The 17,173-nt window shown below is 71.4% G+C and carries 11 protein-coding genes; 4 read left to right on the top strand and 7 right to left on the bottom strand.

Annotation, left to right across the window (positions count from 1 at the left end):
* Positions 1-15 precede the first annotated feature (15 nt).
* Positions 16-2,004, top strand: coding sequence for an alpha-1,4-glucan--maltose-1-phosphate maltosyltransferase (locus SSP08S_RS36635; RefSeq protein WP_019072621.1), 1,989 nt, complete (start codon positions 16-18; stop codon positions 2,002-2,004).
* Entirely contained in the window at positions 2,001-3,425 is a 1,425-nt protein-coding gene (locus SSP08S_RS36630; RefSeq protein WP_019072620.1) for a maltokinase N-terminal cap-like domain-containing protein, read from the top strand. The genes SSP08S_RS36635 and SSP08S_RS36630 overlap by 4 nt, the downstream gene beginning before the upstream one ends.
* Positions 3,426-3,742: 317 nt before the next feature.
* Here the strand turns inward: SSP08S_RS36630 and SSP08S_RS36625 are convergent, their stop codons facing one another.
* The gene (locus SSP08S_RS36625) at positions 3,743-5,098 is read right to left on the bottom strand and encodes a helix-turn-helix domain-containing protein (protein ID WP_019072619.1); all 1,356 of its coding nucleotides are present in this window, start codon (positions 5,096-5,098) and stop codon (positions 3,743-3,745) included.
* 277 nt (positions 5,099-5,375) lie between these two features.
* On the opposite strand from SSP08S_RS36625, the gene SSP08S_RS62035 reads away from it, so the two are divergent.
* Positions 5,376-5,528, top strand: coding sequence for a hypothetical protein (locus tag SSP08S_RS62035; protein WP_158697264.1), 153 nt, complete (start codon positions 5,376-5,378; stop codon positions 5,526-5,528).
* 57 nt (positions 5,529-5,585) lie between these two features.
* Here the strand turns inward: SSP08S_RS62035 and SSP08S_RS56590 are convergent, their stop codons facing one another.
* The 3 genes from SSP08S_RS56590 to SSP08S_RS36610 are packed head-to-tail and all read right to left on the bottom strand — an operon-like array spanning position 5,586 to position 9,765.
* Positions 5,586-7,892: a dipeptide ABC transporter ATP-binding protein gene (locus SSP08S_RS56590; RefSeq protein ID WP_019072618.1), complete on the bottom strand. Its 2,307-nt coding sequence runs from the start codon at positions 7,890-7,892 to the stop codon at positions 5,586-5,588.
* Positions 7,889-8,785 carry an ABC transporter permease gene (locus SSP08S_RS56585; RefSeq protein ID WP_019072617.1) on the bottom strand — a complete coding sequence of 299 codons (897 nt, stop codon included), beginning with the start codon at positions 8,783-8,785 and terminating at the stop codon, positions 7,889-7,891. The genes SSP08S_RS56590 and SSP08S_RS56585 overlap by 4 nt, the downstream gene beginning before the upstream one ends.
* Positions 8,782-9,765, bottom strand: a complete 984-nt coding sequence (locus SSP08S_RS36610; RefSeq protein ID WP_019072616.1) for an ABC transporter permease — start codon at positions 9,763-9,765, stop codon at positions 8,782-8,784. The genes SSP08S_RS56585 and SSP08S_RS36610 overlap by 4 nt, the downstream gene beginning before the upstream one ends.
* A 173-nt stretch (positions 9,766-9,938) precedes the next feature.
* Here SSP08S_RS36610 and SSP08S_RS36605 point away from each other — a divergent pair, with 173 nt between their 5' ends.
* Positions 9,939-11,564 (top strand): ABC transporter family substrate-binding protein, encoded by a 1,626-nt coding sequence (locus SSP08S_RS36605; protein ID WP_051106054.1) that lies wholly within the window; start codon positions 9,939-9,941, stop codon positions 11,562-11,564.
* 55 nt (positions 11,565-11,619) lie between these two features.
* On the opposite strand, the gene SSP08S_RS36600 is transcribed toward SSP08S_RS36605, so the two are convergent.
* Genes SSP08S_RS36600 through glgX form a run of 3 tightly spaced genes read right to left on the bottom strand, consistent with a single transcriptional unit; the run spans position 11,620 to position 17,126 of the window.
* The gene (locus tag SSP08S_RS36600) at positions 11,620-12,798 is read right to left on the bottom strand and encodes an IS701 family transposase (RefSeq protein WP_019072614.1); all 1,179 of its coding nucleotides are present in this window, start codon (positions 12,796-12,798) and stop codon (positions 11,620-11,622) included.
* A gap of 31 nt (positions 12,799-12,829) precedes the next feature.
* Positions 12,830-14,989, bottom strand: coding sequence for an AGE family epimerase/isomerase (locus SSP08S_RS36595; protein WP_019072613.1), 2,160 nt, complete (start codon positions 14,987-14,989; stop codon positions 12,830-12,832).
* Position 14,990: 1 nt separating this feature from the next.
* A complete protein-coding gene (gene glgX, locus SSP08S_RS36590) occupies positions 14,991-17,126 on the bottom strand; it encodes a glycogen debranching protein GlgX (protein ID WP_019072612.1) in 2,136 nt (711 codons plus the stop codon).
* Between the last annotated feature and the right edge of the window lie 47 nt (positions 17,127-17,173).

Here is a 17,173-nt window from a genome sequence, read left to right as displayed (position 1 = left end):
CGGGAGGAGTCGACCATGACACCGGTGACCGGGCGCATCCCCGTCCTCGACGTCCGACCACGGGTGCGGGACGGGGAGCTGCCCGCCAAGGCCGTGACCGGCGAACACCTCGACATCACGGCCACCGTCTTCCGCGAGGGCCACGGCGCCGTCGCCGCGGACGTCGTCCTGCACGACCCCGCCGGGCGCCCGGCCCACCGGGTCCCGATGACCCTCGTCGACGAGGACGCCGACCGCTGGCGGGCGACCGTCGTCCCCGACACGGAGGGCCTGTGGACCTTCCGTGTCGAGGCCTGGGCCGACCCGCTGGAGAGCTGGCGGCACGACGCCGCGCTGAAGATCGAGGCGGACGTCGACACCGAACTCACCCTGACCGAGGGCGCGTTGCTGCACGAACGGGCGGCACTCGGCATCACCGCATCGGACCGCCGGGAGGCGGTCTCCGCGGCCGTGGCCGCGCTCCGCGACACCCTGGGCTCCCCTCCGGCCCGGCTGTCCGCCGTCACCACCCCCCGGGTGACGGCCGCCCTGGGGCGCTACGCGCTGCGTGACCTCGTCACCGCCTCCCGGCCCCTGCCGCTGCGCGTCGAACGGCGGCGCGCCCTGGTCGGCTCCTGGTACGAACTGTTCCCCCGCTCGGAGGGAGCGGTGGTCCAAGCGGGCAGCCGCCCGACCGGCGGCACCCTGCGGACGGCCGCCGAGCGGCTGCCCGCCGTCGCCGCGATGGGCTTCGACGTCGTCTACCTCCCGCCCGTCCACCCCATCGGCACCACCCACCGCAAGGGCGCCGACAACACGCTCCACGCAGGCCCCGACGACGTCGGCTCGCCCTGGGCCATCGGCTCCCGGCACGGCGGCCACGACGCGATCCACCCCGACCTCGGCACCGAGGACGACTTCCGCCACTTCGTCGCCACCGCACGGGAGTTGGGCCTCGAAGTCGCCCTGGACCTCGCCCTCCAGTGCTCCCCGGACCACCCCTGGCTCACCGAGCACCCCGAGTGGTTCCACCACCGCGCCGACGGCTCCATCGCCTACGCCGAGAACCCGCCCAAGACGTACGAGGACATCCACCAGCTCGACTTCGACGGCGACCCCGAGGGCCTGTACGCCGAGGCGCTGCGGATCGTGCGGCACTGGATGGACCTCGGGGTGCGCATCTTCCGCGTGGACAACCCGCACACCAAACCGGTGCAGTTCTGGGAGTGGCTGATCGCCGAGGTCGACGCCACCGACCCCGATGTGCTGTTCCTCGCCGAGGCGTTCACCCGCCGGGCCATGGTGCACGCACTGGCACAGGCCGGCTTCCAGCAGTCGTACACCTACTTCACCTGGAAGAACACCAAGGCCGAACTGACCGCCTACCTGCCCGAACTCGCCCAGGACAGCGCCGACTTCCTCCGCCCGAACCTCTTCGTGAACACCCCCGACATCCTGCACGCCTACCTCCAGCACGGCGGCAGGCCCGCCTTCGAGGTCCGGGCCGTGCTGGCCGCGACCGCCGCGCCGAGCTGGGGCGTCTACGCCGGCTACGAACTCTGCGAGAACACCCCGCTGGCCGAGGGCACCGAGGACTACCTCGCCTCGGAGAAGTACCAACTCCGGCCCCGTGACTGGGCATTGGCCGAGTCCGAGGGTCGCACCATCACCCCGCTGATCACCCTGCTCAACCGGCTCCGCCGACTCCACCCCGCCCTCCAGGAGTTGCGCAACCTGCGCCTCCAGGACACGGACAACGACCAGATCCTCGCCTACACCAAACACGTCGAACTGCCGGACGGCGCAACCGACTTGGTGCTCGTGATCGTCAACCTCGACCCGCACCGCACCCACGAGGCCACCGTCACCTGCGACCCGGCCGTCCTCGGCCTGCCCGCCGACGGCACCCTCAAGCTGCGCGACGAGCTCACCGGGGAGACCTACGCCTGGGGCGAGTCCACCTACGTACGCCTCGATCCGGCCCACCAGGTCGCGCACGTGCTCACACCCGCGGAGGGAACATGAGCGACGGCATCCTCGAACCCCTGCTGCCGGCCCTCGCACCATGGCTGGAGGGCCGCCGATGGTTCGACGCCCGCTACGGAGGAGCCCGGCTCGAAGCCAGAGCCGCCACCGTGCTCGGCACCGAACCGCCCCTGCTGCTGCACGCCGTGGTCTCGGCCCGGCGCGAGGACGGGTCCGTCCTCGACTACCAACTCCTGCTCGGCCTGCGCCCCCACCTCCCCACCCGCCTCGAACCGGCCGCCGTCGCCACCGTCCCCACCGGCCCCTTCCAGGGCTGGCAGGTCTACGACGCCCTCGCCGACGGCGCCCTGCTCGGACTGCTGCTGCGCACCCTCGCGGGCCCCGGCACCGACCCGGGCCTGCGCCTGGAACGCACCGGCCGCTATCCGTTGCCCGTCGGCCTGGTGCCCCATCCGCTCGAGGGCGAGATGAGCAACACGGCCGTGGCGTACGGCGGCCGGATCCTCCTCAAGATCTTCCGCCGCCCCGAACCGGGCCCGCACACCGAGGTCGAGGCCCTGCACGCCCTCACCCGGCAGCACTGCGCCCGCACCCCCCACCTCTACGGCGCGCTGCACAGCGACGCCCCCGGCGCCGAGGGCCTGGTGCTCGGCCTGATCGAGGAGTTCCTGCCCGACGCCCGCGACGGCTGGGAGGAGGCGGTGCGACAGGCGGGCGACTGCATGGACGGCGCGGGCCGCACCGCCCCGGCCACCGGCGGTTTCACCGCGCACGCGCACGGCCTGGGCCGCGCCGTCGCGGACGTGCACGGCGCGCTGGGCAAGGCGTTCGGCCGCAGCCGGCTCACGGCGCAGGACGTGGCCGAGGAGGCGGCCCGCATGAACATGCGGCTCAAGGAGGCTGCCGAGGAGGTCCCGGCCCTCGCCCGCTACACCACCCGGCTCGGCGCCCTCTTCGACGACTACGCCCGGGTCGCCGGGCGCGGCAGCCCCGTCTTCGCCCAGCGCACCCACGGGGATCTGCACCTGGGCCAGGCGCTGCGCGCGGCGGACGGCTGGCGGATCGTCGACTTCGAGGGCGAACCGGCCCGGCCCGCCGCCGAACGCGCCCGCCCGCAGCCGGTGTTGCGCGACATCGCGGGCATGCTCCGTTCATTCGACTACGCGGCCCGCACCGGCCTGGCCGACCGCGAGTCCGGAGACGCGGGGGAGGGCGGCTCGCCCGCGCGGCGACTGCGCCGACGCCGGCGCGCCTACGCGTGGGCGGTGCGCAACCGGCGGGCGTTCATCGAGGGCTACGCCTCCGCCGGGCGGGAGGACCCACGCTGCCAGCCGGTGGCCCTGCGCGCCTTCGAGGCGGACAAGGCCGTGTACGAGGCCGTATACGAGTCCCGTCTCCGCCCCGACCGGTTGAAGATCCCGCTCGCCGCCGTGCACCGGCTGGCGAACACCTCCCGCTGAACTCCACCGAATTCACCGCCCACGCCGGAATATGAACTCCCGTGCTCTGCAAGGGAATTCCGGCGGGAATTCCCGGTGGCGGGAGACCGGGCGGAATTCACCGGCGGATTTCCCGCCCTCGCGGCCCGTCGAGCGGAGACACGACGAACCCCCCGCCCCGGGCACTCTGCCAGGCGGGGGGTTCGGAGGGCCGGAATCCGGCCGGAAACGGAACCGGGGCGCCTGCCCCGCCGGACCGCTTCATGACGAAAGGTCCGGGCCTTTACCGGGGGTGAGGGTGCAAGGTCCGTACCGGATTCGGGATTACGGCGGGCAGTTCAGGCGTGGTGCTGTTCGGAGAGGATCTGGCCGGGGTCGCGGTGCGGTGCCATACCGGCGGCCGACAGCGCCCGGTCGTACGCCTTGAGCGCCTCGGCGGTGTTGCCCTGGCGCTTCCACAGGTCGCCCAGGTAACGCCAGTTGAGGGCCACCTGGTGGGACGGGCGGAACTGGCGCAGCTGCCGGGTGGCAGCCTGGAGATACTGCGCGGCCTGCTCGTGGTTGCCGCGCATCAGCTGGATCTCGGCGAGCGTGCCGCGCGCGCCGACGGCCTGGATGCGGGACTCGGTGCCGGTCAGCCCCAGGGCCCGCTCGGCGTGCGCCGCGGCCTCGTCCCACTGCCCGAGCATCGCGTCCGCGTCGGCGAGACCGATCTCGCACTGGGCGAGCTCCGGCGCGTTGCCCACCTCCGCCAGGAGCTGCTGCGCCTCCTCCAACAGCTGCTTGCCGCGCGCCGGTTCGGGCTCGTCGACCTGGAGCAGCAGGGAGCCGTAGTTCATCTTGAGCATCGCGAGATGGCGCAGGTTGTCGTCCTCCGACATCAGCGCGAGCGCCCGCTCCACCAGGGCCAGGGCCTCGTTGAGCTGGCCGCGCGAGCGGGCCACCAGGCCGGCGTTCCAGTAGACGGCGCCGCGCGCGGCCCGGGCGCCCTGCTTCTCGGCGGCGTCCAGGAGCTTGCCGCCCATCAGCTGAGCGTGGATGAGGTCGCCGCGCATGTGGAACGAGCCCATGAGCGTGGCGCCGAGCTGGACGTGGTCGACCGTCACGTCCAGTCCCAGGGCGTCCAGCCGGGCCATCGCGCGCTCGCCGATCTCGATGCTGAGCGTGATGTCGCCGGCGTTGCGATAGCAGCGGCACAGGGCCACCGCGATCTGGCACCACTCGGCCGATCCCGGCGCCAGGTCGGGGTCCCGCTGCAGCTCCTCCAGGACCGCGATGGCGGCCTCGGTCCGGTCGAGCTTCTCCAGCGCGGAGGCCTGCCCCATGCGCGCCCGCCGGGTCATCGGGACGTCCAGGAGATTGGGCTTCGTCAGCAGCTCACTGAGGGTCTGCAGCGCCTCGCCGTTGCTCCCGTTGCGCAGGGCCATCTCGCCGAAGGCCAGCCGCAGGCGCGCCTCTTCCAGCTCGTGGTCGTCCCGTCCGCTGCGCAGGTACTCGGCGGAGCAGCCGAGGCGCTCCGCGAGGGCTGCGAGCACCGCGTCCGACGGTGCGCGCTTGCCGGATTCGATCAAGGAGATGTAGCTCGCCGAAATCTCGCTGGACGCCAGGTCCTGCTGCTTGAGGCCACGTTTGCCGCGCAGCAGCCGGATGCGGTCGCCCAGCCCTGTGGTCGTCGTGTTTTCGAGAGGGTCCATGTGGGCTCCTAGGAGGTGGCTTTGACCACCGGGATGACAGATCAACGTTACCAGTAAGTCGCCCGCGATCCAATGGAGTCTGCTTGATCGATTCGCTGGCGCGAAGTGGCCTGGACTGGCATTTTCTGAATTGACGTTAATTCATTCTTCATTTGGGTGTGGGCATTCCGCTTTTCGAGATCGTCTTTTGCAAGATTAATACTTGACTCATTGAGTAAGTTCTTGTTGACTCGTCTTGTCAACGCGTCATCCGTAAATGCTCGGAGAGGAGATTTTCATGAGCATCAAAGTATTCACGCTCATAGCAATCGTCGTCTTCGTCGGTGGGCTTGTGACGAGCGGACTCTGGTTGAACGGTTCGGGTGCCACCACGCACCCACTGCGCGAGGGCATCGCCCAGTCGAGCGGTGCGAGCGGAGCCTGCTGCTGAGGCGGCCGTACGGACAACGGCACACGAGGCTCAGCGGACCGGAGGACGGTCCGGCGGTCAGCTCCAGGGCCGGCCGGTCGTCCCCCGGTCCGACCGTGTCTGCTCCCAGGGCAGTCCCCGGTGCGGGAAGTGGCACGCCACCGTGTGGTCGCCGGCCGGAGTGACCTGCGACGGCCGCGGGATCTCGGTCTCGCACCGCATCCGCCGCGCGACCGGGAGGGCCGCGGCCACGGGACACCGGGACCGGAAACGGCACCCCGCGACCAGCGGTGCCCCGGCCGGGGGTTCGCCGGGCAGCACGATCCGGCGCCGGGCGCGCTCGGCGACCGGGTCGAGCAGCGGGACGGCCGACAGCAGCGCCCGCGCGTAGGGATGACGGGGCCCGTCGAACACCTCGGCGACGGGCCCCGTCTCCACGACCCGCCCCGCATACATCACACACACCCGGTCGGCGATCTGCCGGACCACCGCCAGATCGTGCGACACCAGCAGATACGCCGGCCCCAACTCCCGCTTCAGCCGCAGCAGCAGTTCCAGGATCTGGGCCTGCACGGACACGTCCAGCGCGGACACCGGCTCGTCGAGCAGCAACAGTGCGGGCTCGACGGCCAGGGCGCGCGCGATCGCGACCCGCTGCCGCTGCCCCCCGGAGAACTGATGCGGATAGCGCTCCGCGTCCCCCGGATCCAGCCCCACCTGACCGAGCAACCGCGGAACCCGCGCCGCTACGACGTCCCGTGGCACCCGGTGCGCGTACAACGGCTCCGCGACGATGTCACCCACCGGCATCCGCGGATCCAGACTCGACAGGGGATCCTGCGGCACGATCTGCACGGCACCGCGCAGGAGTCGGGCGGTACGCCGGGTCAGCCGTGCGACATCCTGACCGAGGATCTCGACGGTGCCCGCCTCCGGGGCGGTGAGCGACACGATCTCCATCAGGGCCGTCGACTTCCCGGCCCCGGACTCACCCACCAGCGCGAGGGTCTCCCCGCGGCACACCTCCAGATCGACCTCCTCGACCGCCCGCACCGCCCGCTCACGGCGGCGGCGACCGCTGACGGGCACGTACGTCTTGGCGAGGCCGGAGACGCGGAGCACGACTTCGGGGGTGACTGGGCCGGGGCGGGACAGGGGAAACGCGGCCGGCTGTGGGGCAGTCGGGAGGGCATGTCTCCCACCCGGTGTGGTGTGGACGGCCGGTCCTTTGCCCGGTAACGCGGGTTGCCCGCTCAGGTAGGGCCCCGCGCCGCGGGCTCCGCCGGGTCCGGCGTGCTTCCCGCTGACGACCTCCGCTGCCCCTCCCGACCCGGCGACCTCCGATGCCCCACCCGGCGGAAAAAGTCCCGTAGCCCCCCGATGGATCACCAGCGGGATCCGCCGGCACGCCGCCTCGTGCGTGGCGGGTCCGGCGAGGCCTGCCCGGGACGGGCTGTCCACGCCCAGGAGGGGGATGGTGGAGGTCTCGCACTCCGGCTGGGCCAGCGGACAGCGCGGTGCGAAGGCGCAGCCGGGGCCCGCTGCTCCCGGTGCCGGGGCCGTCCCGGGTATCGGGGTGAGGGGGACGCGGGCGTCGGCCCGGGGGACCGAGCCGACAAGGCCGACCGTGTACGGCATGCGGGGGCGGGTGAGTACCGTTTCGACCGGGCCGGACTCCACCACCCGGCCCGCGTACAGCACGGCGACCCGGTCCGCCGTGCCCGCGATGACGCCGAGGTCGTGCGTGACGAGCAGCAGGGCCGCGCCGGTCTCGCGGCGGGCGTCGGCCAGGGCGTCCAGGACCTGGGCCTGCACGGTGACGTCGAGCGCGCTGGTGGGTTCGTCCGCGACCAGGACATCGGGGCCGTTGGCCATCGCCATCGCGATCATCGCCCGTTGCAGCATGCCCCCGGACAACTGGTGCGGGTAGGCCCGCGCGGCCCTTGACGGCTCCGGCACCCCCACGAAGTCCAGCAGCTCCACCGCCCGCCGCAGCGCCGACTCCCGGTGCGGGCGCGGCCGTTGGTGGATGCGTACCGCCTCCGCGAGCTGGTCGCCGACCCGCCGCACCGGGGTGAAGGCGTGCAGCGGGTCCTGGAAGACCATGGCGATCCGGCGCCCGCGCAATCGCGCCAACTCCCGCTCCGGGAGCCCGAGCAGCTCGTCTCCGAGCAGCCGTACCGATCCGCCCACCGTCGCGTTCGGCGGCGCGAGACCCATCAGGGACAGTGCGGTCAACGTCTTGCCGGTCCCCGACTCGCCCACCAGGCCCAGTACTTCACCGCGACGGAGGGTCAAGTCGACGCCTCGCACCACTGGTACCGGTGGGCGTCGCCCCGCGCCGACGGCGACCGTCAGGTCGCGGACCTCCAGGACGGCGTTCACCCGGACACCCCCGACGGCACGGTGGCGCGCGACGGTGCGACGCCGTCCGCCGTCTTCGGATCGAGCGCGTCCCGCAGCGCGCCGCCGACGAGGTTGACGGCCAGCACGAACGCGATCAGCAGCCCGGTGGGGAAGAAGAACATCCACGGATACACCAGCGCCACGTCCGTCGCGTCCGCGATCAGCGTGCCGAGGGACACGTCCGGGGGCTGGACGCCGAGACCGAAGTACGACAGCCCGGTCTCGCTGATCACCGCCGCGCCCACCGCCAGCGTCGCGTCCGTGATGAGGAACGACGCCGTGTGCGGCAGCACGTGCCGCCACAGGATGCGGACGGGTGAGACTCCCATCAGCCGTGCCACCACCACGAACTGACGCTCTCTCAGCGATCGTGTCATCCCGCGCACCGCCCGCGCGGTGACCATCCAGCCCAGCAGCGCCAGCAGTCCGACCAGCGCGATCCAACTGCGGTCGCGCAGCCGGGGCGCGGCCACGGACAGCACGAGGAAAGCCGGGAGGACGAGCATGAGGTCCACGACGAACATCAGCACCCGGTCCGTCCAGCCCCCGAAGTAGCCCGCGCAGGCGCCCACCACCGCGGCCAGCCCGGTCGAGAACACCGCGACCAGCAGCCCGATCAGCAGCGACTTCTGCAGTCCCCGCACCACCTGGGCGAAGACGTCCTGCCCGATCCGGTTGGTGCCCATCCAGTGCCGCGCGTCCGGCGGCTGCCGCAGCGCCGTGTAGTCGACGTCCGTGTGCGTCCACGGGCTGAGGTACGGCCCCACGAACGCCAGGGCGAACAGCACCAGCAGGACCGCGAGTCCGCACAGCGCCCCCGGCCGCCGTACCGTCCGGCGCAGTACCGCGCGCCCCCGTCCGCCGGCCCTCACGGCTGCCGTACCCGGGGATCGAGCAATGCGTGCAGGACGTCGGCGAGCAGCCCGGCGAGCAGGACGACGGCCGCGGCGAAGATGTTCACGGCCACCACCGAGTTCACGTCGCCCTTCTGCACCGAGTCGACGAGCCAACTCCCCATGCCGGGCCAGCCGAAGACCGCCTCGGTGAACACGGCCCCGGTGAACAGGGTCAGCATCCCGTAGGCGAAGAACACCGACACCGGGACGAGCGAGATCCGCAGCCCGTGCCGCAGCAGCGCCCGTCCCGGGGTGAGCCCCTTGGCGCGGGCGGTGCGCAGGTGGTCGGCGCCCAGGACGTCGAGGGTGGCGGCGCGCTGGTAGCGGCTGTAGGAGGCGATCGCGGGGAGCGCCACACAGATCGCCGGCAGCAGCAAGTGGGCGGCGGTGTCCCGCAGTTGGACGGTCCAGTCGCCCTGGAGTCCCGGTGTGTGCTCGCCCGTGTAGAGGACGACCTGGCTCCCGGCGGCCCGGTTGACCGCCAGCGCGCCGGTCTTCAACAGCAGCGCCAGCACGAACGTGGGCACGCACAGCACCGCGAACGAGAACACCGTCAGGATCCGGTCGCCCGGCCGGCCGTGGCGGACCGCACCCCACATCCCGGCCAGCACCCCCACCGCCGTACCCACCACGGTGCCGATCAGCAACAACCGCACCGACACCCCGACCCGGCGGCCGAACTCGGCGTTCACCGACTCCCCGTCGATGGTCGGCCCCAGATCGCCGTGGAGGGCCCGCCCCGCCCAGTGCGCGAACCGCTCCGGCAGCGGAGCGCGGTCGTCCATGCCCAGCCGGGCCAGCTCCGCGTCGACGACCCGGGCGGGCGGGGGCGGTTGCCGGCCCTCGAAGTAGGCGCGCGGATCGAGCGCGGTCGAGGCGAGCGCGTAGGTGAGGACGACGGAGGTGAGGAAGAGGATCGTGCAGTGGACCAGGCGCCTGAGGATCAGGGAGAGCATGGGCCCTCGTTCCGCTTCATATGGGTGACACATCGTGATGTTAAGCTCCGGCTCCGCAATGCGCAGGACAGTTCGGGCAGTTGACGGTTCGTCCGTAATGGGAGGACCGCAGGGTGGAGCGATTACGGCGCCGGTTCGCGCGCTCGCTGGTGTGCACGCTCGTCCTCCTGGCCATGGCCGGCTGCTCCGGTTCCCCGGCCCCCGGCCGCCGTCCGGCGCTGCCGACCTACGGCACCCACGACATCAACGCCCAGCCCGCGGACGCCCTGCGCGCGGGCGGCACTCTGACCCTGCCGATGGCGCAGATGATCACGCAGTTCAACTTCGACCACGTCGACGGCGCCCTGGACGACGTGTGGACCGTCGACAGCATGACCGAGCCCCGGCTCTTCGCCCGCGACGCCAAGGGCGTCCCGCACGCGGTGCCGGAGTACCTGCTCTCCGCGTCCGTCACCGGCACCTCGCCCCAGGTCGTCACCTACCGGCTCAACCCGAAGGCCCGCTGGTCCGACGGAAAGGCCCTGGGCTGGCGGGACTTCGCCGCCCAGTGGCACGCGCTCGGCGGCGCCGACCAGCGCTACCTGGTCGCCGACACCAGCGGCTACGACCGTATCGCCGACGTACGCCAGGGCGCCGGCGCGCACGAGGTGCGGGTCACCTTCAAGCAGCCGTACGCCGACTGGCGCAGGCTGTTCACCCCGCTCTTCCCGGCCGCCGCCTACGACACCCCGCAGCGCTTCAACTCCGGCTGGCAGGGGCAACTGCCCATCAGCGCGGGCCCGTTCAAGCTCGCCTCGGTCGACCGGACCGCGCAGACCCTCACCCTCGTCCCCGACCCCCGCTGGTGGGGCACGAAACCCCGGCTCGACCGGATCGTCTTCCGCGTCCTCGACGCCGACGCCGCTCTCCAGGCCTTCCTGAACGGCGAGGTCGACGCGGTCAACGCGGCCACCAGCGAGGCCTACGCGCAGCTGAAGAACGCGCCGGACAGCGAGATCCGCATCGGCTCCGCCTGGGACGAGGTGCACATCACCCTCAACGGCGCGGGCGGCCCGCTCGCCGACCAGACGGTACGCAACGCGGTCCAACAGGCCGTCGACCGCACCGCGTTGGCCGACGTCGCCGCCGAAGGCCTCCCGGTCAAGGTGCCGTTGCTCGGCAACCACTTCTTCATGACCAACCAGCCCGGCTACACCGACAACTCCCGCCCCTACGGCACCTACGACCTCAGGGCCGCCGAAAAGGCCCTGGACGCCGCGGGCTGGAAGAGCCCGGGCGCCGGCAGGACCCGCATGAAGAACGGCCGCAGCCTCACCCTCCGCTTCGTGCTCAGCGAGGGCACCAACCGGCTCGGCGAGGACCTCGCCCAGCTCGTCCAGCACATGCTCGCCCAGGCCGGCATCCGGATCGACATCCAGAAGGTGCCCGCGTCCGCCTACGCGCCGCAGTACCTGGAGAAGGGCAACTTCGACCTCGCCATCTTCCGCTTCACCGGCCTGACGTACCCGAGCTCCGCCTACGCCATCTACCGCCGCCCCACGACGGGACAGCCGTACCAGAACTACGGCGGCGTCGGATCGGCACAGGTCGACCAGCTCCTCGGCCAGGCCGTCGGAGCCCTCGACGAACGGACCGCCCAGCGGCTCTACGACCGGGCGGACGCCGAGATCTGGCGGCTCGGACACGACATCGAGCTCTACCAGCGGCCGCAGATCCTCGCCGTCCGCAAGGGCCTGGCCAACTACGGGGTGCCGGGACTCGGCGACGTCGACTTCAGCAAGGTCGGCTGGCAGAAGTGAGCGCACGGCGGCCCCGTACGGACGTATCCGTACGGGGCCGTCGTGAGGCACCGGTTCAGGCACGCGGGCGGCTCAGGGCTCTCTCGTCCGCCTGCTGGCGCACCATGTCGTAGCCGAGCGCGGCCGAGGCCAGCGTCACATGGTGGTGCCAGCCCCGGAAGGAGCGGCCCTCGAAGTCGCCGAGCCCGAACTCCTCGTGCATCCGGCCGAGCGCCCCCTCGGCGAACCGCCGCAACTGCGCCAGCGGCACGATCTCCGCGAGCCGGCGGGCCGGGAGGTTCGTCAGCCAGTAGGCGCGCGGCCGGGAGCGGCCGTAGGGCCAGTCCGCGAGGAGGAGACGCGGGCGGGGGAGTGTGCCCGCGGCCGGGTCCGCGCGCAGCAGCACCGGGCCGGTCACGAACTCCGAGTGCCGCATGCGCTCGGTCACCGGGTCGTGCCAGGTCACCGAGGTCCGCTCACCGTGGCGCGCCGCGTGCGCGGCGAGTTCGGCGAGCGTGCCGCGCGTGCCGGGGGCGGCGGCCTGCCGGCGGGACAGCAGCACCGGGGTGTGCGGCGCCGCCTGGACGAGATAGCCGAGGCCGCGCGCCTCCAGACCGCGCAGCAGCGGGTCCGGGTCGCTCTCGCAGCGCCAGTCGGCCAGCACCGGCAGCGGCTCCAGGGACCACTCGTCGAGCATCTCGTCGAGCGCCTCCAGTACGTAGCTCCAGCGCGGCCTGCACCGTTCCTGGGCCGGGACATGGGCCTGGCCGCGCAGCCGCTCGTCGCGGTCCCAGCGGGCCGGCAGCAGCAGCCGCCAGTTCACCGGGACCCCGCCCGCCTGGCCCACCAGGGAGGCGGCGAGCGCCAGTTGGCAGTTCACCGTCCGCTCCTGGGAGGACGCGTACTGGCGGGCCACGCCCACCGACCGGTCGCCGTTCTTGGCGAAGACGACCTCGTCGACGGACCAGGCCTCGGCGCGGAAGGCCCGCACCACCTGCCGGGCGAGCCGCCCCCGCACGGGAGCGGACGCCCACGGACTCTGGTTCACGAACTGCTGGATCTGCTGCACGGCCCGCCTGCCGAGCACCTGCTCGGAGATCCGGGCGGGCGTCTTGCGCCCGGGCACGTCCAGCAGCCCGCGCACATACACCTCGCCCCAGCGCCGCTGGTCGGCGCGGGTGAAGTCGCCGAACAGCTCGCGGCAGTAGGCGGGGAGCCCGGCGGAGGTGCCCGGCGGTGCCCCCGGGGTGCGCATCGGGGGTAATGGGAGGGTGATGGTCGCGAGGTCACTCATGGTTGCACTCGTCACCCCCAGCCAGCAGGAAGGCGTCCGTCGCGAGGAGGGCGTCCGCCACGTCCGGCAGCGCGCAGCCCACGATGACGAAGTCGACGTCCAGGCCCGCCTTGGTGCGCTGGAACAGCAGCTCGTTGATGGCGGGCCGGCACATGCCCCCGACCTCGCACAGGTGGAACTCCACGCGCTGCGGTTGCGCCGCCATGACCTCGGCCAGGACTCGGCGGAACTTGCCCAGTTCGGTCGCGTCGATCACGCCGTGGCAGCTGACGTGGGCGGTGCCGCCGTCGAACGAGGTGCGCATCCGCAGCCGCATGGTGGCCGGCTCCAACTCGACGCGGACGCGCACCGGTTCGTCGCCGCGGGGCAGGACGATCGTCAGGTCCTTGCCGTCGAAGTTGTGGTAGGGCTGGTCGTCGACCCACACCCGGGTCAGCTCCACCGAGCCGGCCGGCAGCAGGTCCGGCGCGACCCGCAGCACCCGGCCCGGCAGGTCCTCCGGGCGCGGCTTGAAGTGCAGGGTGACCGGGTCGTCGCTGAGCAGCAGCCCGGTGTAGGCGGCCGACAGGTAGCACAGCTCCAGCGCGTGGTAACCGGCCATCGCGTGGCTGCCCTTGAGGCGTTCGGTGCCCAGCAGGTACGGGATGCCGTTCGCCAGCACGTTGAAGTAGACGCCGCCGTCCTGGTAGTCGAGGAAGAAGGCGTTGTAGAACGCCGCCGCCTCGCGCGCCAGCCGCAGCTGCTCCGGGTCGCCGGTGGTGCCGGCCAGGATCAGATAGGCGAGGATCGCCTGTTCCTGCTGCCACCAGGCCTTGCGGTCGTGCCACACCATGCGGTGGATGCCGCTGTCCGGGTCGGGCTGCCGCTCGACCACGTCCAGCCAGCCGCCGCGCAACCCGTCGCTGCCCACCGGCGGCATGATCTCGGCGATCCGCTCGGCGGTCGTGCCGTACTCGGGCTTGTCGTGCAGGGACTTGATGCGGGTCAGGTTCCAGGCGATCTTCAGGTTGTGGCCGACGACCGCCCGGTCCTGCTGCCAGCCCCAGGTCCGGTCCGGACTCCAGTCGGCGTGGAACCGCTCCTGCACGAACGGGCTGTTCGGCTCGTCCGGGAACCGCTCCACGATGGTGTCCGCGGTCTCCTCGAGCAGCGCGGCGAAGTCCGAACGGCCGGTCGCCAGATAGGCGTTGATCAGATACGCGGGGGCGTGGTCGCCGACCGAGTTCCAGTTCTTGCGGGACCGGTTGCGGCCCAGCGAGTCGGCGTTCGGGTCCAGGGTGATCGGGTCGAGGTGCGAGAAGAACCCGCCGCGCACGGGGTCGCGGAAGTACTTCTGGAACAGCTCGACCGTCCGGTCGATGTCCTGGAGGATCCGCGGGTCTCCGGTGACGCGGAACGTCTGGGTGGGACCGGCGAGCGCGTAGATCTGCTCGTACATCGGGATGGCGTCGAAGTCGTCGCCGAACTCCGAGGCGAAGACCGGACGGTGGCCGGAGGACGTGATGTCGATGCCGTGGTACCAGTAGGTGATCCCGTCTGCGGTGTCGTCCACCCGCATGTGCTCGCGCAGATACTCGGTGCCGGCCTCGGCCGCCTCCAGGAAGCGGTCCTTGCCGGTCAGCAGATACGCCGTGGCCAGGCCGTAGACCAGCCGGGAGATGGTGTCCGTCTCCTGGCGTACGTCCGCGCCGGCGAAGTCCGGCAGATGGGTGCCGCTGAGCGTGAGATGGGTGCGGAATCCGCGCCAGTCGTACACGCCGTCGGGGAAGTGGCCGCGCAGATAGAAGTCGGCGATGGCGGCGGCCTGTTGCACCCACCAGTTCGGGTGCTCGAAGACGTACTGGCCGCGGGTCTCCTCCGGGAAGGTGATCTCCTTGGCCTCGAACCGGGAGCCGCCCTCCCACTCGTAGAGGATGCCGTACGCGAAGACGTAGCGGCCCTCGGCCAGCATGTCGACGGTGTCGGCGGTGGTGTCCCGGTAGTCGTCGCCGAGGTTGCGGACGATGCGCGAGACGGCGTTCGCGGGCAGGTGGACCGTGAACTCCCGTTCGTCCGAGGTGCGCAGGCCGAAGCGGCGGCCGGTCGGGCTGTAGTAGGTGATGTAGCCGGCGAGCGTGTCGGAGTTGATGCGTCGTTGCGCAGGTGCACTCATCTCAGGTGCCCTTCTCGTCGGGCAGGGACGCGAGCAGGACGACGCTGCGGCCCTGGGCGTGGTGGGTCGGACCGGCGACCAGCTCCTCTTCTCCGGGCGGAAGGATGTCGTAGGGGCCGGGGCGGGCCGTGTCGAGCACGCGGTGCCAGTGGTGGCCGGGGATCTCGGGCAGCTCGAAGTCGAGCCCCAGGTGGTACATGTTGAGGATCAGATGCAGGTCCGGGTCACCGTCGAAACCGCCGTACGTGCAGGCCAGCACCCGGGCGTTGGGGTCGTCCCAGCCGGGTTGGTGGAGCCGGGTGCCGTGCCAGGTGATGTCGGGCTGGGAGCGGGAGTTGAGGCGTTCGGAGAAGAACTGCGGTTCGCGCAGGGTGCGGTAGCGCTTGCGGAGCTGGACGACGCGCCGGGTGAAGGCGGTCGTCTCCTTCTCCTTCCTGGCCTGGTTCCAGTCGAGCCAGGAGGTCTGGTTGTCCTGGCAGTAGCCGTTGTTGTTGCCGCCCTGGCTGTTGCGGAACTCGTCGCCGGCCAGCAGCATCGGCACCCCGCGGCTGAGCATCAGCAGGGACAGCAGGTTCTTGATCTGCCGTACCCGCAGGCATTCGACGTCGGAGTCGTCGGTGGGTCCCTCGACCCCGCAGTTCCAGCTGTAGTTCTCGTCCGCGCCGTCGGCGTTGGCCTCACCGTTGGCGTGGTTGTGCTTCGCGTTGTAGCTGACCAGGTCGTTGAGGGTGAAGCCGTCGTGGCAGGTGATGAAGTTGATGCTGTTGGTGGGGAGTTCGCCCTGGGCGGCGAACAGGTCGGCCGAGCCGCCGAGCCGGGAGGCGACCTCGCCGACCATGCCGGCGTCGCCGCGCACGAACCGCCGTACGTCGTCGCGGAACGGGCCGTTCCACTGCGCCCAGCGCTTCCCCGGGAACCGGCCGACCTGATACAGGCCGCCGCCGTCCCACGGCTCCGCGATGATCTTCGTCTCGGACAGCACCTGCGACAGCTCGATCGCCCAGAGGGCCGGCGGCACCGCCATCTCGTAGCCGAGGGGGCCGCGGGACAGCTCGGAGGCGAGGTCGAAGCGGAAGCCGTCGACGTGGTGCTCGGTCACCCAGTACTCGAGGCACTCCACGATGAACTTGGTGACCATCGGGTGGTTGGCGTTGACAGCGTTGCCGCACCCGGTGAAGTCCATGTAGTGCGAGCGGTCCTGCGGCCACAGGTGGTAGTACGCCTCGTTGGCCGCGCCCCGGAAGCTGATCGTCGGCCCGAACTCGTTGCCCTCGCTGGTGTGGTTGAAGACCACGTCGAGGATGACCTCGATGCCCGCCTGGTGGAACGCCTTCACCATGTCGCGGAACTCGGTGATGTGCGTGGCGAGATGGGGGCTCGAGCAGTAGCCGGTGTGCGGGGCGAAGAAGCCGTAGGGGTCGTAGCCCCAGTAGTTGCGCAGCGGGGTGCCGTCGGGTCCTGTGCGGAGCACCTGGGTCTCGTCGAAGTCGAAGACCGGCAGCAACTCCACGGCGGTGACGCCGAGTTCGCGCAGATGCGGGATCTTGTCGATGACGGCGGAGAAGGTGCCGGGCCGCGCGGTCTCCGAGGTGGGGGAGGCGGTGAGGCCGCGTACGTGCATCTCGTAGACGACGGTCTCCGCCATCGGGGTGTGCAGCGGGGCGTCGCCCTCCCAGTCGTAGTCGTCCAGGTCGACGACGAGACTGCGCATGCAGTGCTCGACGTTGTCCCCGGGGCCGATGGCGTGGGTGCGCTCCCAGCGGCTGTTGACGTTGGCCCGCGCGTACGGGTCGATCAGCACCTTCCGCTGGTCGAACCGGCTGCCCAGGGCGCTGAGGTCGCGCGGTCCGTCGATGCGGAAGGCGTACACCTGGCCGGCGCCGATCCCGCGCACGTGGCAGTGCCAGAAGTGGAAGCTGCGGTGGCGGTCGGGGAGCAGCGGGATCGTGCGGTAGGGCTGCGGGCTGTCGCAGTGCTCGAAGAGCAACAGGTCGACACGGGTGGCGTGTTCGGAGAAGAGCGAGAAGTTGACACCGTCGCTGTCGACGGTGGTCCCCAGCGGCTGCGGGCGGCCGGGGGTGACGTCGGAGGGATGGCCGCCGTAGGTGCCGGTGGCCTCTTCGGGACTCAAGGTCATCTGTTCTGTCATGGCATTCGTCGCAGAGTCGGTCGGAGTGTCGTACA

It is taken from the genome of Streptomyces hokutonensis (assembly GCF_000376565.1).
GTDB classification, from domain to species: Bacteria; Actinomycetota; Actinomycetes; order Streptomycetales; family Streptomycetaceae; genus Streptomyces; species Streptomyces hokutonensis.
Note: the sequence above shows the minus strand (reverse complement) of the source record. Positions and strands in the feature narration are given on the sequence as shown.

What these genes read in the sequence shown, in the direction of transcription:
- SSP08S_RS36635 (WP_019072621.1), top strand. Translation starts at nt 16, where the DNA reads ATGACACCGGTGACCGGGCGCATCCCCGTCCTCGACGTCCGACCACGG.
- SSP08S_RS36630 (WP_019072620.1), top strand. Translation starts at nt 2,001, where the DNA reads ATGAGCGACGGCATCCTCGAACCCCTGCTGCCGGCCCTCGCACCATGG.
- SSP08S_RS36625 (WP_019072619.1), bottom strand. Translation starts at nt 5,098, where the DNA reads ATGGACCCTCTCGAAAACACGACGACCACAGGGCTGGGCGACCGCATC.
- SSP08S_RS62035 (WP_158697264.1), top strand. Translation starts at nt 5,376, where the DNA reads ATGAGCATCAAAGTATTCACGCTCATAGCAATCGTCGTCTTCGTCGGT.
- SSP08S_RS36610 (WP_019072616.1), bottom strand. Translation starts at nt 9,765, where the DNA reads ATGCTCTCCCTGATCCTCAGGCGCCTGGTCCACTGCACGATCCTCTTC.
- SSP08S_RS36605 (WP_051106054.1), top strand. Translation starts at nt 9,939, where the DNA reads ATGGCCGGCTGCTCCGGTTCCCCGGCCCCCGGCCGCCGTCCGGCGCTG.
- SSP08S_RS36600 (WP_019072614.1), bottom strand. Translation starts at nt 12,798, where the DNA reads ATGCGCACCCCGGGGGCACCGCCGGGCACCTCCGCCGGGCTCCCCGCC.
- SSP08S_RS36595 (WP_019072613.1), bottom strand. Translation starts at nt 14,989, where the DNA reads ATGAGTGCACCTGCGCAACGACGCATCAACTCCGACACGCTCGCCGGC.
- glgX (WP_019072612.1), bottom strand. Translation starts at nt 17,126, where the DNA reads ATGACCTTGAGTCCCGAAGAGGCCACCGGCACCTACGGCGGCCATCCC.